The organism is Lysobacter arseniciresistens ZS79, from assembly GCF_000768335.1.
Classification (GTDB): Bacteria; Pseudomonadota; Gammaproteobacteria; order Xanthomonadales; family Xanthomonadaceae; genus Novilysobacter; species Novilysobacter arseniciresistens.
In genome coordinates this window covers 31,151-45,190 of the sequence record NZ_AVPT01000021.1, presented here as the reverse complement: position 1 = coordinate 45,190, position 14,040 = coordinate 31,151, and the positions used below count along the sequence as shown (strand labels likewise).

Annotated in this window: 12 protein-coding genes; 3 read left to right on the top strand and 9 right to left on the bottom strand. The window is 69.9% G+C overall.

Going from position 1 to position 14,040, the window contains the following annotated elements:
- The 9 genes from N799_RS10480 to N799_RS10440 all read right to left on the bottom strand — a co-directional run.
- Positions 1-1,299 (bottom strand): type VI secretion system Vgr family protein (locus tag N799_RS10480; protein ID WP_036212016.1); only part of this gene is annotated, 1,299 nt, incomplete at its 3' end.
- Between the two features lie 85 nt (positions 1,300-1,384).
- Positions 1,385-4,135 (bottom strand): type VI secretion system ATPase TssH, encoded by a 2,751-nt coding sequence (tssH, locus tag N799_RS10475; RefSeq protein ID WP_036212013.1) that lies wholly within the window; start codon positions 4,133-4,135, stop codon positions 1,385-1,387.
- Between the two features lie 58 nt (positions 4,136-4,193).
- On the bottom strand, positions 4,194-5,279 hold the full coding sequence (tssG, locus tag N799_RS10470; RefSeq protein ID WP_036212010.1) for a type VI secretion system baseplate subunit TssG: 1,086 nt from the start codon (positions 5,277-5,279) through the stop codon (positions 4,194-4,196).
- Complete coding sequence (tssF, locus tag N799_RS10465) at positions 5,243-7,078, bottom strand: type VI secretion system baseplate subunit TssF (RefSeq protein ID WP_036212008.1); 1,836 nt, start codon at positions 7,076-7,078, stop codon at positions 5,243-5,245. The genes tssG and tssF overlap by 37 nt, the downstream gene beginning before the upstream one ends.
- Before the next feature lie 26 nt (positions 7,079-7,104).
- On the bottom strand, positions 7,105-7,593 hold the full coding sequence (gene tssE / locus N799_RS10460) for a type VI secretion system baseplate subunit TssE (protein ID WP_036212006.1): 489 nt from the start codon (positions 7,591-7,593) through the stop codon (positions 7,105-7,107).
- Between the two features lie 78 nt (positions 7,594-7,671).
- A complete protein-coding gene (locus tag N799_RS10455) occupies positions 7,672-8,172 on the bottom strand; it encodes an Hcp family type VI secretion system effector (protein ID WP_036212003.1) in 501 nt (166 codons plus the stop codon).
- Between the two features lie 149 nt (positions 8,173-8,321).
- A complete protein-coding gene (gene tssC, locus N799_RS10450) occupies positions 8,322-9,803 on the bottom strand; it encodes a type VI secretion system contractile sheath large subunit (protein WP_036212000.1) in 1,482 nt (493 codons plus the stop codon).
- Positions 9,804-9,807: 4 nt separating this feature from the next.
- Complete coding sequence (tssB, locus tag N799_RS10445; protein ID WP_036211997.1) at positions 9,808-10,317, bottom strand: type VI secretion system contractile sheath small subunit; 510 nt, start codon at positions 10,315-10,317, stop codon at positions 9,808-9,810.
- Between the two features lie 43 nt (positions 10,318-10,360).
- A complete protein-coding gene (locus N799_RS10440; RefSeq protein ID WP_203225049.1) occupies positions 10,361-10,954 on the bottom strand; it encodes a tetratricopeptide repeat protein in 594 nt (197 codons plus the stop codon).
- A gap of 224 nt (positions 10,955-11,178) precedes the next feature.
- Here N799_RS10440 and tssJ point away from each other — a divergent pair, with 224 nt between their 5' ends.
- The 3 genes from tssJ to icmH all read left to right on the top strand — a co-directional run bounded on the left by tssJ (position 11,179) and on the right by icmH (position 14,040).
- A complete protein-coding gene (tssJ, locus tag N799_RS10435; RefSeq protein ID WP_081974965.1) occupies positions 11,179-11,805 on the top strand; it encodes a type VI secretion system lipoprotein TssJ in 627 nt (208 codons plus the stop codon).
- 89 nt (positions 11,806-11,894) lie between these two features.
- The gene (gene tssK / locus N799_RS10430; protein ID WP_036212040.1) at positions 11,895-13,229 is read left to right on the top strand and encodes a type VI secretion system baseplate subunit TssK; all 1,335 of its coding nucleotides are present in this window, start codon (positions 11,895-11,897) and stop codon (positions 13,227-13,229) included.
- 22 nt (positions 13,230-13,251) lie between these two features.
- Positions 13,252-14,040 (top strand): type IVB secretion system protein IcmH/DotU, encoded by a 789-nt coding sequence (icmH, locus tag N799_RS10425; RefSeq protein ID WP_036211994.1) that lies wholly within the window; start codon positions 13,252-13,254, stop codon positions 14,038-14,040.

The following is a 14,040-nucleotide window of genomic DNA, read 5'->3' as shown; positions in this document are numbered from 1 at the left end:
GCGCAGGCCGTGGCCGTCGGTGGTGCGGGCGCGGAACGGCGTGGCCGCCGGCAGCGCGGTGAAGCTGTTCTGGTAGAAGTCGACTTCTGCCGCGTCGGCGGCGACGGAAGCCGCGGCCTCGTGGCCGAGCGCCGCCGGCAACGCCAGCGACGGCAGCCCGGCGCGGCCCAGTTGCTGTTCGACCTGCGCCAGCACGTCGGCACCGAGGTTGTTGCGGGCGCGGTGGCGCAGCTGCAGGCAGGCGAAGCGGTTGCCCGACGCGCCGTCGGCATCGACGCCCGGATGCCGGGTCAGCGCGAAGCAGCCGCCGGCACCCAGCCGCCGCCAGCTGCCACCGCCTTCGATGGACGCGCGGCTTACCTGCAGCGCTTCCAGCTGCCGCTCCAGGTGGCGCTCGCCGGTGGCGCGGTCCGGCCACGCGTAGGGGCCGGCGATGTCGCTGTCCTCGGCGACTACCGCACCGTGGGCGTCGCCGTCGAGTTCTGCATCTCGGGTGTCGAGCCGGCGGTAGTCCCAGCTGGCACGCTTCAGCCGCCCGGTCTGCCAGCGGTGCGCGGCCGACCAGTGCCGGATGCCGTCGTCGCGCTCGGTCACGTCGCTGCGGTGGAAGCGCACCGCGCCAAGGTCGGCGAAGGCGTCGTTGTGGTCGGCGATCACCACCGTGTGGGCGCCGAGGCTGTCATCGCCTGGCGCGCCTTCGTGCTCGACCCAGTAGAACAGGCCTTCGTCGGCCAGCAGGCGCTCGATGAAGGCGAGGTCGCTCTCCTCGTACTGGGTGACCAGGCTGCGCTTGCGGTACACCGCGCGGTCGGCGAGCTCCCAGCGCCAGGCTGGCACCATGCGCCCGGTCGCGGCGTAGTCGGCGAACACCGACTCGACGATCTCGACCACCGTCATGTCCTGGAACACGTAGCTGTCCACGCGCCGGCGCAGCAGCGCCAGCCACGGTTCGACCACCAGCCGGTAGCGCGCCAGCCCGCCATTGCTGCCGATGCGCTCGAACGCGGTGACGTGGCCGTGGAACGGGCGCAGCTCGCTGAAGCTGGCGGCGGTCTGCAGCTCCAGCAGCACCGGCTGGCCGAGCAGTTCGGACAGGTCGAGGTGGGCGTCGACCGACAGCGCGGTCAGCTCGAACCGGAACCCGGCCGTGCCATCGGGGGCTGGGGCCAGCGCCTCGACACCGTCGAGGCTCTCGGCCACCAGCACCTCGGGGCCGAGCGGCGTGTGCAGCCGCAGCAGCCGGTCGTGCTGCTTCGGCCCGGCGCCGAGCGCCGCGAAGATCGTTGCGAGGACATCCATGGCTGTTCGCTCCCTGCGATTCGCCGGGCGGCCGTGAGGGCCGCCCCGCATCCATGCGGAACCAGTCTGCGCGAATGATACCCGGCTACGCGACCTTGTACTTGAAGTCGCCCTTCTTGCCGGCGCTCACCTTGATCTTCGCGACCCGCTCGCCCTCGGCCATCTTCGCCAGCACCGATTCGGCGATCTCCGGCAGCAGGGTGCCGTTGAGGATGTGGTCGACGTTGCGGGCGCCCGAATCGACCTCGGTGCAACGCTGCAGCACCGCCTCGACGAGGCTGTCGTCCCACTCGAACACGGCCTTGTGGTTGGCCTCGACGCGGTCGCGGATGCGACCCAGCTTGAGCGCGATGATCAGCGCCAGCACGTCGTCGCTGATCGGGTAGTACGGCACCACCTTCATGCGGCCGAGGAAGGCCGGCTTGAAGGTCTTCATCAGCACCGGGCGCAGCGCCTCGGCCAGCGCGTCGGCGGCGGGGATCTCCGCGGCCGGCTTGTTGAGGCAGGCCTGCATGATCTGCGAGCTGCCGATGTTGCTGGTCAGGATGATCAGCGTGTTGCGGAAGTCGATCTCGCGGCCTTCGGCGTCGTCCATCTGGCCCTTGTCGAAGACCTGGAAGAACATCTCCAGCACGTCCGGATGGGCCTTCTCGACCTCGTCCAGCAGCACCACCGAGTACGGGTTGCGGCGCACCGCCTCGGTCAGCACCCCGCCCTCGCCGTAGCCGACGTAGCCGGGCGGGCTGCCCTTGAGGCCGGAGACGCTGTGCGCCTCCTGGTATTCGCTCATGTTGATGGTGACCAGCTTGCGCTCGCCGCCGTAGAGGATGTCGGCCAGTGCCAGCGCGGTCTCGGTCTTGCCGACGCCGGAGGGGCCGACGAACATGAAGACGCCGCGCGGCTTGTTCGGGTCCTCGAGCTTGGCCGAGGCGGTACGCACGCGCTGGGCGATGGCCTCCAGCGCGTGGTCCTGGCCGATCACGCGTTCGGCCAGCAACGGCGCGAGGTTGCGCACGGTGCGGATCTCGTCCTTGACCATTCGGCCCAGCGGCACGCCGGTCCAGGCGCTGACGATCTCGGCGACGATGCCGCCGTCGACCTGCAGCGGCACCATCGGCGCTTCGCCCTGCAAGGCGCGCAGCTCGGCCCGCAGCAGGTCGAGTTCGGCGAGCCTGGGGCTGAGCGCGCTGGCGGCCTTCTTCGACTTCGCGGTCTTCGGCCTGGTGGCAACCGCGGTGCCGCCGGCGTCGCCTGCGTCGGTGCGAGGCTGCTCCGGCGCCGCAGCGCCAGCGGCGTCATCGCCTGCTTCCAGTTCCGCGCGCAATGCCTGGATCCTGCCGGCGATGTCGCTCTCGGCCTTCAGCCGCTTTTCGCTGTCGGCCAGCACCGCCTGCGCCTGTGACTGCTGCGCCAGCAGTTCGGCCAGCCGCTCATCGTGGCTGGCACCGCCGGCGGTCTCGCGGCGCAACGCGGCGATCTCGGCGGCGAGCCGGTCGAGGTGCTTGCGGGTGTCCTCGATGATCGCCGGGGTCGCGCTCTGGCCCAGCGCGACCCTGGCGCAGGCGGTGTCGAGCACGCTGACCGCCTTGTCCGGCAGCTGGCGGCCGCTGATGTAGCGGTGCGACAGGCGTACCGCCTCGGTGATCGCCTCGTCCATCACGCGGATGCCGAAGTGCTTCTCCATCAGCGGCACCATGCCGCGCAGCATCGCCGCGCACAGCACTTCGGACGGCTCCTCGACCTTGACCACCTGGAAGCGGCGGGCCAGCGCGGCGTCCTTCTCGAAGTACTTCTTGTACTCGCTCCAGGTGGTGGCCGCGATGGTGCGCAGTTCGCCGCGGGCGAGCGCCGGCTTGAGCAGGTTGGCGGCATCGTTCTGGCCGGCCTGGCCGCCGGCGCCGATCATGGTGTGGGCCTCGTCGATGAACAGCACGATCGGGTGCGGGCTCTTCCTGACCTCGTCGATCACGCCCTTGAGGCGGTTCTCGAACTCGCCCTTCACGCTGGCGCCGGCCTGCAGCAGGCCGAGATCGAGCACGTGCAGCTCGACCGCCTTGAGCACGTCGGGCACGTCGCCCTCGGCAATGCGCGCGGCCAGGCCCTCGACCACCGCGGTCTTGCCGACGCCGGCCTCGCCGGTGAGGATCGGGTTGTTCTGCCGGCGCCGCAGCAGGATGTCGATCATCTGCCGGATCTCGGCGTCACGGCCGACCACCGGGTCGACGTGGCCGTCGCGGGCGCGCGCGGTCAGGTTGGTCGTGTACTGGTCCAGCGCCGGGGTCTTCGACAGGCCGGGCTCGGGCGGCGTTTCGGTCTCGCCTTCAACCCCGGCGCCGGCATCGGCGAAGCGCACGTCGCCGGCCTCGCTGGAGCCCTCGGTCAGCTTGGCGAAATTGTGCTTGAGCTCGTCGCGCTTGATCTTCGCGAACTGGGCCGAGCCGCGGTACGCCAGCTGCGCCAGCCCCGGTTCGGTCAGCAGCGCCAGCAGCAGGTGGCCGCTGCGGATGCGGGTGGTCTGCGAGTCCAGCGAGGCGATCAGCCAGGCATGCTCGAACAACGTCGGCAGGTGCGGGCTGAACACCGGCGTGCGCGCGTTGCCCTGCTTGAAGCGCGCCAGCTCGTTGCCGATGTCGCGCCGCAACCCGTCCAGGCCGATTCCGCTTCGCTGGGCGATCAGGGCGACGTCGCCGCGCGGGTGTTCGAGCAGCGCCAGGAACAGGTGCTCCAGGTCGACCTCGTAGTGGCCGTGCGACAGGCACAGGTTGGCGGCGCGTTCGGCCGACTGGCGGCAGGTGTCGTTGAGTTTGCCGATCAGGGTCTTGAGGTTGATGCTCATGCGATGCGCTCCATGCGTGTTGCTCCGGAAGGTGTGTGGGCGGCCGGGTCGGCGGCCGTCATTGCAGGGTGTGGATGCCGTAGCGGGTGTCCGAACGCGGACTCGCGGGCGGGCTCGAGCACAGGTAGCTGTCGAACCCGAGCCGCACGCCGGCCGCGCCGAGCGACGCACCGCGCAGGTGCCCGGGCTTGAGGCTCAGCCGCACTTCGTACTCGAGGCTGGCGCCGGTCAGCAGGGTCAGCCACCGCGCCAGCGCCTTCGCCGCGCTGCCGCCGGGCAGCAGCTGGTCGAAACGGGTGCGGTCGAGCGGGCCGAACCACAGCCGCATGCGCAGGTCGCGCTGCCAGACGCGCTCGCCGGCCAGCGCGGTGCTGCCGAGCGCGGCGTTGCCGACACCGAGGCGGGTACGCTGGGCCTCGGGCACCGGATACCAGGCGCCAACGAAGGATTCGACCCTCAGCGGCACGGCGAAGTAGTCCGACAGGATCCGCTGCAGCATCACCGCCGACACCGGCCGTTGCCGGATCACCCCGGCGTAGTGCGCCACCGCCTGGTCGAACACCGCGCCCTCGCCCTCGTGCAGCCGGTTGCGCAGGCCCGGCAGGCCGAGGCCCGCCAGTGACGTCACCAGCGGCAGGAAGCGCTCGTTGCTGTCGAGTTCGTACTGGAACGCCAGCCGGTGCTTCTTCCACGCCGCGTAGTGCAGCGCCACCGCGCGGTTGCTGAACATGTCCAGGAACGCCCGGGCGGCGCGGTCGCGCTGGTACAGCTCGCGGCTGGCGAGGCTCTCGGTGTAGTGCAGCGGCAGCACGCCGTGGCTGCCGAGCAGGCCGATGAAGGACGGGGTCAGGTGGACCTCGCCGAGGTCCTCCATGGTCACCGCGTGCTCGACGGCGGCGTCGCGGTCGAGCTCGGTGCCGTCGCTGGAGAACGCCTGCGCCGACTCGATCTCGCCGGCCGGGAACCCCATCGACATCGAGTTGCGGAAGCGCAGCCGGCCCGGCAGCACCTCGTCGGGCCTGACGCCCTGCCGCGCGAACAGCCGCTCGAGGATCCGCAGCGCCTGGAAAAACTCGAAGCGCTGCGGCCGGGCGAGCAGCTGCTGCGCTACACCAGGATCGATTCGCCGCTGCGCGGTTCGCATCGGAGCAGTTCCTCGCCGCTGGTGGCCGAGACCAGGGTCAATCGGGTGAAGCTGTTGGCGTGCACGTACAGGCCGAAGAAGTGGTCGAGCACGCGCGCGAACGCGGCGATGCCGTGGCCGACGAACGCCGCCTCGTCGATGCCGAGCCGGATATCGACCCCGCGCACGACGCTGGCGAAGTGCTTGCCCGGCAGCCACGCGCTGGTCGAGCGGTGTTCGATCGAGACGATGCCCTCGATCTGCCGGCCCGACACGCTGGTGCGGGCGATGTCGTACAGCCGCAGCATCTCCTTCAGCGCCGGCAGGCCATCCTGGCTCAGCGACAGCTGGTTCAGCGCGAGGTGCGAGATCAGCCGCCACTGCACGCCGCGGCCGCGCTCGAAGCGCATCGGCTGGCTCGGCTTGCGCAGCAGCGCGATCGAACGCGCCGGGCCGCCGCCCTCCATCGTCAGGTCGCCACCCTGCACGCCGTAGGCGAGGTGCGCCGGCAGGTCGCGGTTGCTACAGGTCAGTTCGAGGCTGACCACGTCGGTCTGCGGCTGCACCGGGTTGAAGTCGAGGTCGACGAACGACAGCTCGGTCTCGAAGCCGGGGCTGCTGCGCGCGACGCGCTCGTCGCGCCGCGCCAGCCAGTAGTGGCCGGTGCCGTCCGGGGTCTCGCCGTGGTGGAGCGAGTAGAACGGCCGGAACTCGGTGACCTTCTCGCCCTGCGGGGTCTGCCGCACGCGCTTGACCGAGTCGATCGAGAACACGTCGTAGGCGAACGCGCGGCGGGCGTCGGCGACCACCGGGTAGCTGGTGCTGCGGTGGTTGATCCGGATCGGCTCGCCGTGCTGGGCGAACAGGTTGACCACCGGCGTGCAGCCCAGCTGCACGTGGTCGCGCTGCAGCCCTTCGAGGATGCGCGCGGCGGGGTGGCCGGGCGGTTGCGCCGCCATCACCAGGTGCACGGTGAAGCTGCCGCCGGGGTGGTGCTTCATCGACCGCAGGTCGAGGTCGAAGAAGCCGAACTTCTCGGGGAACGCGAACAGCTCGGTCAACAGCCGGTAGGCCGGCTGCGAGCGCTCGGGGAAGTCGATCAGCGCCTCGTCGTCGGCGAAGCCGACCTGCCGCAGCGGGTTGCCCGGCAGTGCGACCCAGCGGCCGCCGTCGGCCGGTTCCAGGTAGGCCGCGCGCACCCCGAACGCCAGCGCGTCGCGCATGGCCGCGCAGAAGGACGGCTCGCCGTCGATGAACAGGCGCAGCGTGTCGAGGCCGAGCGCATCGACGTTCGCGGTCTCGCCGACCAGCTCGAACGACAGTGAGATCTGCCCGCCGGCGCCCGCCGGCAGCGCGGTCGCCATCGGTGCATCGGCGATGCCGCGGTAGCGGGCGGCGCGTACCCGCACCGGCGCAAGGGTAACGTCGTAGGCGCTGCGGAAGCGGCAGGTCACGCCGCGCACGCTGCGCGAATGCAGCAGCGCGTCGCGCTCGATGGTCACCGGCGCGGTCAGCTGGGCCAGCGCCGGGCCCATATCGAAACGGGCGATGGAACACGACGGGAACGGCCGCAGGTAGTGCGGGTACAGCACCTCCAGCAGCGATTCGGTGAATTCCGGGTAGTCGTCCTCGATCTTCTTGCTGACCCGCGCGCTGAGCAGCGCGAACGATTCGATCAGCCGCTCGACATGCGGGTCCTGGCTGCCGTCGCCGGACAGCAGCAGGCGCCCGGCGATCTTCGGGTAGCGCTCGGAGAACTCGCGGCCGTAGCGACGCAGGAAGGCGAGCTCGCGCTCGTAGTAGGGCAGCAGGTCTTCCATTTCAGGCGATCACGTCCACGCGCCGCTCACGCCGCCACGGCGCGGCGCAGCCGGCTGACCGAGTACTGCAGCGTGCTCGGCTGCAGCATCGCGTCGAAGCTGACCGGTTCGCGCGCCGGCTGCACGTCGAGCAGGGCGTGGATCGAAAAATGCAGGCCACCGACGCCGCGACCGTTACCTTCCAGGGTGACCCGGACGTTGTGCAGGCGCGGTTCGTGGCGGGCGATCGACTGCTCCAGCAACCGGCAGATCTCGGCGCGGTCATGGCCGTTGGCCAGGCTGCGGGTGGAGAAGTCGCGCAACCCGTAGGTCATCAGCGACTTCTGGCAGTTGGGGTATTCCTTCAGCATCGCCTCGTCGAAGGCGGCCCGGCTGTTGAGCAGGCCTTCGAGGTCGCGGGCGACCGATTCCTTGTACTGGTCGAGTGATATCGACTTGAAGATGCGGCTCGGCGCGGTTGCGCGCGGCTCGTCATCGAACAGCTTCTCCAGCAGGCTGGGCTCGAATCCTTTCATGTCCTGTCCGCCGTGATCACCGCAGCCATCCGGCGGCTGCAGTGCGGTGGCGACCGGAGCCGCCACCGCATCAACACATCAAGAGACCGTGTAGGTCGGCTTGTTGTTGGTGTTGCTCCACTGGGCAACGGTCTTGCCACCGGTACCGCCACCCTGCTTCTGCTGGGTGTACGACCACTTGATGGCGCCGAAGCTCAGCGCGACCTGCTCCGACGGCATGCCGTCGTGGCCGAGCGCGGTCGAGACGCGGTGGACCAGCACGTTCAGCAGTTCGATCGTGTAGTAGTTGATCGCCTTGCCGTCCTTGTCGGCGCGCATGAACTCGATGCGGGCCTTCGGGAAGGTGGTGCCGTTGGCGCAGGCCTGGAACAGAGCGGTCGACGACAGGTCGATGCGCTTGTTGATCTCGATCGGGGTCATTTCAACGCGGGCGGCGGTGGTGCCACCGGCGCTGGACGCCGTCGCCGAACGCGGCTGCAGGACGTCCTGGTTGAACGACTCGATCTCGATCCAGTCCTTGTGCTCGGCGTCCTTGGACTCGCCCTTGATGGTGTCGATGGTGAGGAATGCGTGTTGCATGATCTGGTTTCCTTTGTTCCGTTCTTCCGTGAGAGTGGTGCCGGTTCCGCCGTCGGTCGACGACGTCCCGGCGCGGTTTACAGCCATTGCGAACTGCCAACCACACCAGACTCTGTGGCCTGTTTGCTACCGCGTACCGCAAGACGCCGCTACTTGTTGCCTCCCGGCAGCTCGGCCACCAGTCGCAGCGATACCGACAGCTCGTCGAGCTGGAAGTGCGGGCGCAGGAACGACACGGCGCGGTACACGCCGGGCTTGCCGGGGACTTCCGACACCTGCACCGAAGCCTCTCGCAGCGGAAATTGCGCCTTCGCTTCCTGCGTCGCGTTGTCGTCCAACAACACGTACTGGGCAATCCACCGGTTGAGGAAATCCTCGACGTTCCCTGCCGAGGCAAAACTGCCGATCTTCTCGCGCATCATCGCCTTGAGGTAATGGGCGACGCGGGAGACCGCGAAGATGTACTGCAGCTGGGCCGACAGCGACGCGTTGGCGTTGGCCGCGTCGGTGTTGTACTTCTTCGGCTTCTGCGCCGACTGCGCGCCGAAGAAGGCGGCGTAGTCGGTGTTCTTGCAGTGGACCAGCGGGATGAAGCCCAGGTCCGACAGCTCCTTCTCACGGCGGTCGGTGATCGCGACCTCGGTCGGGCACTTGAGCGCGACCTCGCCGTCGTCGGTGCGGAAGGTATGGGTCGGCAGTTCCTCGACCAGGCCGCCGCCCTCGACGCCGCGGATCGCCGCGCACCAGCCGAAGTCCTCGAACGCCCTGGTCAGGCGCGCACCGAACGCGTACGCGGTGTTGCACCACAGGTAGCTGGAGTGGTCGTCGCCGGCCACGTCCTCGACGTAGTTGAAACCCTCGACGGTGGTGCCGTCCTTCGGGTTGTACGGCAGCCGGCCGAGGAAGCGCGGCAGGGTCAGGCCGACGTAGCGGCTGTCCTCGGAGTCGCGGAACGACTTCCACTTGGCGTACTCGACGGTGTCGAACACCTTGGCCAGGTCGCGCGGCTTGCCCATCTCGGTGAAGCTCTCGAGGCCGAACATGTCCTCGCTGGCGGCCGAGATGAACGGCGCGTGCGCGGCGGCGGCGACGTGCGACATCTGCTCGATGAAGTACATGTCCTCCGGCTGCCGGCCGATCTCGTAGTCGCCCAGCAGGGCGCCGAACGGCGAGCCGCCGAAGGTGCCGAACTCTTCCTCGTAGACCTTCTTGAACAGCGCGCTCTGGTCGAAGTCGATCGCCGACTTGAAGTCCTTGACCACGTCCTTCTTGGGCGCGTTGAGGACCTTGATCTTGAGCTGGGCGCCGGTCGAGGTCTGGCCGCACAGGTAGTGCAGGCCGCGCCAGGTGCTTTCCAGCTGCTGGAACTGCGGCGCGTGCATCACCGCGGTGAGCTGCTCGGAGATCATCCGGTCGAGCTCGGCGACGCGCGCGTCGAGCGTCAGGTTGAGGTTCTCCGACACCACCACGGTGCCCTTGAGCACCTCGCGGGCGAGCTCGGAGATGATGTCGCGGGCGCGCTGGTGCTCGGCGTCGGACTTGGCGACCTTGCTCTTTTCGACGATCTGGTCGAGCAGGCCGAGCTCGGCCGCGCCGGCACCCGCCTGCATTGCACTTGCCTGTGCGTTCATGGCTTTACTCCTGGTCGGCCGGTTCGGCCTGGCCGAGCTGCTTGAGCTGCTCGGTGTTGGCGAGCACGTCGTTGAGCAGGTCCTCGAGCTTCTCGTTGCCCGCGACCTTGTTGCGCAGGTCGGCCAGCTTGGAGCGCGCCTCGAGCAGCTTGCGCAGCGGCTCGACCTGCTGCACCACGGATTCCGGACGGAAGTCGTCGATCGAGTTGAACTTCAGCTCGACCGCGATCTCGCTGCCGTCTCCGGCCAGCGTGTTGGGCGCGCGGAACTGCGCGCGCGGCGCCATGCCCTCCATCACCTCGTCGAAATTGTCGAGGTCGACGTTGACGAACTTGCGGTCCTTCAGGCGCGCCAGCGGCTGCTCCGGCTGGCCGCTGAAGTCGCCGAGCACGCCGACCACGAACGGAATCTCCTTCTGCTCGATGGCGTCGCCCTTCTCGACGTCGTAGGTCAGCTGGACACGCGGCGGACGCACCTTCTCGAGGCGCTTCTGGATGCTTTCCTTCTTGGACATTTCATCGTCTCCCTGACGAACGAACTGCTTGATGCGGGACGGCTCAGCCGCCCAGCGACCCGAACGGGTTGGCGACGGCCGGCTTGGCCGCGGGCTTCGGGGCCGGTGCGGCAGCGGGTGCGCGGCGGCGGGTGGCGCGGCGGCGCACCGGCTCGGGCTCTTCCTGGGCGAGGATCGAATCGCCCATGGTCGCGCGCATGGTCTCGGCAAGGCGCTCGGCCTCGGTGCGGGCGGTGGCCGATGCCAGCGCGCCGTTGCCCTGCAGGCGCTGCAGCGACTGCGAGGCGATCCGCAGGCCCGCGACCGTCAACACGCTGTCGGCGACGGCGTCGTCGGGGTCGCGGTGCAGCACTTCCTCGGCGGCGACGATCGCGCGGCCGTAGTTGCCGGCGTCGAACTGCAGCTGCGCGATCCGCAGCCACGGCTCCTTGCGGGTGGGGTCGGCCATCGCGGCCTGGTCGAACGCGACCAGCGCGGTCTCGACGCGGCCGGCGGTGACATCGGTCTCGGCCTGGGCCAGCAGGGCAGCGTAGTCACCGCCGTCCTTGCGGCCCAACGAGGCGCAGGCGGACAGGGCCACCACCAGCACGGCGGCAACCAGCAGGCGGAACGGGACACACGGGCGAACGGGTTTCATCCGACACTCTCCTTGTGGGCGCGCACGGTGCGTGTGCGGCAGATCTCCATGACTCAAGCGCTCGCGGGGCGGACACTTGAAGGCACCTTGGCTGGGTATAGTAGCCTTGGGTTCCGCCGGAGTCGCACGACCCCGGCGGGCGTATTCTTCACCACGGACGGCCGACTGTGCAAATCCCGGCCAAACGGCCCGGTACAGGCGGCCTCGACGGAGCGAGATGCACCATGGATGGACGATCGAATCACGCCGCGCGCGCGCTGCGCGCGGCCGCGCTGAAATTCCTGCCCGCGCTGCTTCTGCTGGTCGCCACCGGCTGCGCCAGCGACGGCGGCTTCCGCGAGGCGGTGTCCTCGACCCTTCAGTCGGTCGGCCTCGAACCCCTGCAGGCGCGACCTGCGCTGCTGCCGGTGCGCCTGCACGCCGGTGACAACCTCAACGCCGGCGACGGCGGACGCGCCGCCTCGCTGGTGGTCCGCGTGTACCAGCTGCGCGCCACGGAGCGGTTCGAGCAGGCCGCGTTCGACGTCTTCATCGACGAGCAGCGCGAACGCGACGTGCTCGGCGACGACCTGGTGCGGGTGACCGAGGTGCTGCTGGCGCCGGGCCAGCGCCACGAGTTCATCGAGCCGCTGGCTGCCGACGGCACCCACCTGGGCGTGGTCGCGCTGTTCCGCCAGCCGGCGCAGACGCGCTGGCGGCTGACCTTCGACGCGCGACGCGCGACCGCCGACGGCATCACCGTCGGCCTGCACGGCTGCGCGATGACCACCAGCAGCAGCACCCTCCTGACCGGCCTCGCCAGCGGCGCGCACATGCTGTCGTCGAGCCGGTGCGGAACGCCGGGCCGCTGACCGGATGTAGTACCCTGCCGCCCGCACCGCCGCCTCCCGGGGCCGCGGATGCGACGGAGCAACAGCCAGCAAGGATCGCGATGAGCCGGATGTCGAAGGTTTTGTGGGGCGAGGGCCTGTTCCTGCGCCCGCAGCATTTCCAGCGCCAGGACGCCTACCACGAGGCGCGCCTGCAGGCGCTCGCCAGTGCGATGCATCCCTACGCCTGGGGCGTGCGCGAGCTGCGTTTCGACCCGCAGTCGCTGGCCAGCGGCACCCTGCGCGCGCAGCGGTTGTCGGTGGTGTTCCCCGACGGCGAGCTGTACGACGCGCCGGCCGCGGACGAGCTGCCCGAGCCGCTGGCGCTGGGCGACCTGCCGGCCGGCGTGCAGTCCACCACCATCCACCTGGCATTGCCGCTGCTGCGCGAGCACGGCGGCAATTGCGGCGGCGGCGATGGCCGGGTGGCGACCCGCTACCAGCAGAGCAACCACCCGACCGCCGACCTCTATACCGACGCCGGCGAGGCCGAGATGGCCTACCTGCGCAAGAGCGTGCGGCTGCTGACCGATGACGAGCCGCGCGACCCGTACGTGACCGTGCCGGTCGCGCGCGTGCGCCGCACCGCGGCCGCGGGGTTCGAGCTCGACGACGACTTCCTGCCGCCGGCGCTCGGCATCGGCGCCGCGCCGGCGCTGCTGGCCGAACTGCGCCGCCTGCTCGACAACCTGCAGGCCAAGACCGAGGCGCTGCACGGCCTGCATCGCGCGCCGTCGCAGTCGGTGATCGAGTTCCGCTCCGGCGACATCGCCTCGTTCTGGCTGCTGCACACGGTCAACGCCGGCTTCGCCGCGCTGTCGCACCTGTTCCGCCATCCCGGCCTGCATCCCGAGCGCCTGCACCAGGAGCTGCTGCGGCTGGCCGGCGGCCTTCTGACCTTCTCCGGCGAGCACTCGCTGGCCGACCTGCCGGCCTACCGCCACGACCAGCCCGAGGCCGGCTTCGAGCAGCTGTTCGGGATCGTCCGCGACCTGCTCGGCACGGTGATCTCCGAGCGCTACTTCTCGATCGCGCTGAACGAGGTCAAGCCGTCGTTCCACCTGGCGCGGCTGGATTCGCAGCGCATCGACGAGCGCTCGGCGCTGTACCTCGCGGTCGGCGCCGACCTCCCCGGCACCGAGCTGGTGCAGACGGTGCCGGTACGGTTCAAGCTCGGCGCGCCGGACGATGTCGACAAGTGCGTGCTGTCGGCGCTGCCCGGCCTCAAGCTGCTGCATGCCGCGCAGGTGCCGTCGGCGATCCCGGTCCGGCCCGGCTCGCAGTATTTCCAGGTCGAGCCGCGCGGGCCGCTGTACGAACGCATGCTCAAGTCGCAGTCGCTGATGATCTACGTCCCCGCCGGCATCCGCGACCTCAAGCTCGAACTGATCGCGCTGACCGCGTAACCCCCTCTCGGACACGGAAGTCATGGAATACCCGCAACCGCCCGTTCCCCGGCACATGCCGTCGCTCTCGCCGGCCCAGGCCGCGCCCGCCGGCACCGGCGCGGCCAACCCGCGCAGCCTGCTCGACCTGATGGGCGACGGCTTCTACCTGCTGATGCTGCTCAAGCGCGGCCGGCTGCCGGTCTCGGAGAAGTCGTTCGTCGACGCGGTGCAGCGTTTCCTCGACGGCGTAGAGCGCGGCGCCAACCGCCTCGGCATCGCCGCCGAGGATGTCTACGCGGCCAAGTACGCATTCTGCGCCGCGGTCGACGAGGCGATGCTGACCCAGCCCTCGCCGCTGCGCGATGCGTGGGAATGCAACCCGCTGCAACTGCGGCTGTTCGGCGAGCACCTCGCCGGCGAGCACTTCTTCGACCGGCTGGAGGAGTTGCGCGCGCAGGGCGCGCCGCGGCTGCCGTCGCTGGAGGTCTACCACTACTGCCTGCTGCTCGGCTTCGAGGGCAAGTACCGGCTGGAAGGGCCGGAAAAGCTCGGCTATCTGGTGGCACGGCTCGGCGACGAGATCGTCTACCTGAAAGGCCGCCGCACCGGCTTCGCGCCGCACCGCGCACCGCCCGACCAGGTCACCCACGCGCTGCGCCGGGTGATGCCGCTCTGGGCGCCGGCCGCGGTGCTGGCCGGGGTCGGCCTGCTGGGCTACTTCGGCATCGCCGCCCTGCTCGAGCGCGACACCGGCCAGCAGCTGGCCGGCTACGACAAGGTAGTGCAGCTGCCCGAGCGCACCGCCCACCTGACCATCACCCTGCCCTGA

What these genes read in the sequence shown, in the direction of transcription:
- tssH (WP_036212013.1), bottom strand. Translation starts at nt 4,135, where the DNA reads ATGAGCATCAACCTCAAGACCCTGATCGGCAAACTCAACGACACCTGC.
- tssF (WP_036212008.1), bottom strand. Translation starts at nt 7,078, where the DNA reads ATGGAAGACCTGCTGCCCTACTACGAGCGCGAGCTCGCCTTCCTGCGT.
- tssJ (WP_081974965.1), top strand. Translation starts at nt 11,179, where the DNA reads ATGGATGGACGATCGAATCACGCCGCGCGCGCGCTGCGCGCGGCCGCG.
- N799_RS10455 (WP_036212003.1), bottom strand. Translation starts at nt 8,172, where the DNA reads ATGCAACACGCATTCCTCACCATCGACACCATCAAGGGCGAGTCCAAG.
- icmH (WP_036211994.1), top strand. Translation starts at nt 13,252, where the DNA reads ATGGAATACCCGCAACCGCCCGTTCCCCGGCACATGCCGTCGCTCTCG.
- tssB (WP_036211997.1), bottom strand. Translation starts at nt 10,317, where the DNA reads ATGTCCAAGAAGGAAAGCATCCAGAAGCGCCTCGAGAAGGTGCGTCCG.
- tssK (WP_036212040.1), top strand. Translation starts at nt 11,895, where the DNA reads ATGTCGAAGGTTTTGTGGGGCGAGGGCCTGTTCCTGCGCCCGCAGCAT.
- N799_RS10440 (WP_203225049.1), bottom strand. Translation starts at nt 10,954, where the DNA reads ATGAAACCCGTTCGCCCGTGTGTCCCGTTCCGCCTGCTGGTTGCCGCC.
- tssG (WP_036212010.1), bottom strand. Translation starts at nt 5,279, where the DNA reads ATGCGAACCGCGCAGCGGCGAATCGATCCTGGTGTAGCGCAGCAGCTG.
- tssC (WP_036212000.1), bottom strand. Translation starts at nt 9,803, where the DNA reads ATGAACGCACAGGCAAGTGCAATGCAGGCGGGTGCCGGCGCGGCCGAG.
- tssE (WP_036212006.1), bottom strand. Translation starts at nt 7,593, where the DNA reads ATGAAAGGATTCGAGCCCAGCCTGCTGGAGAAGCTGTTCGATGACGAG.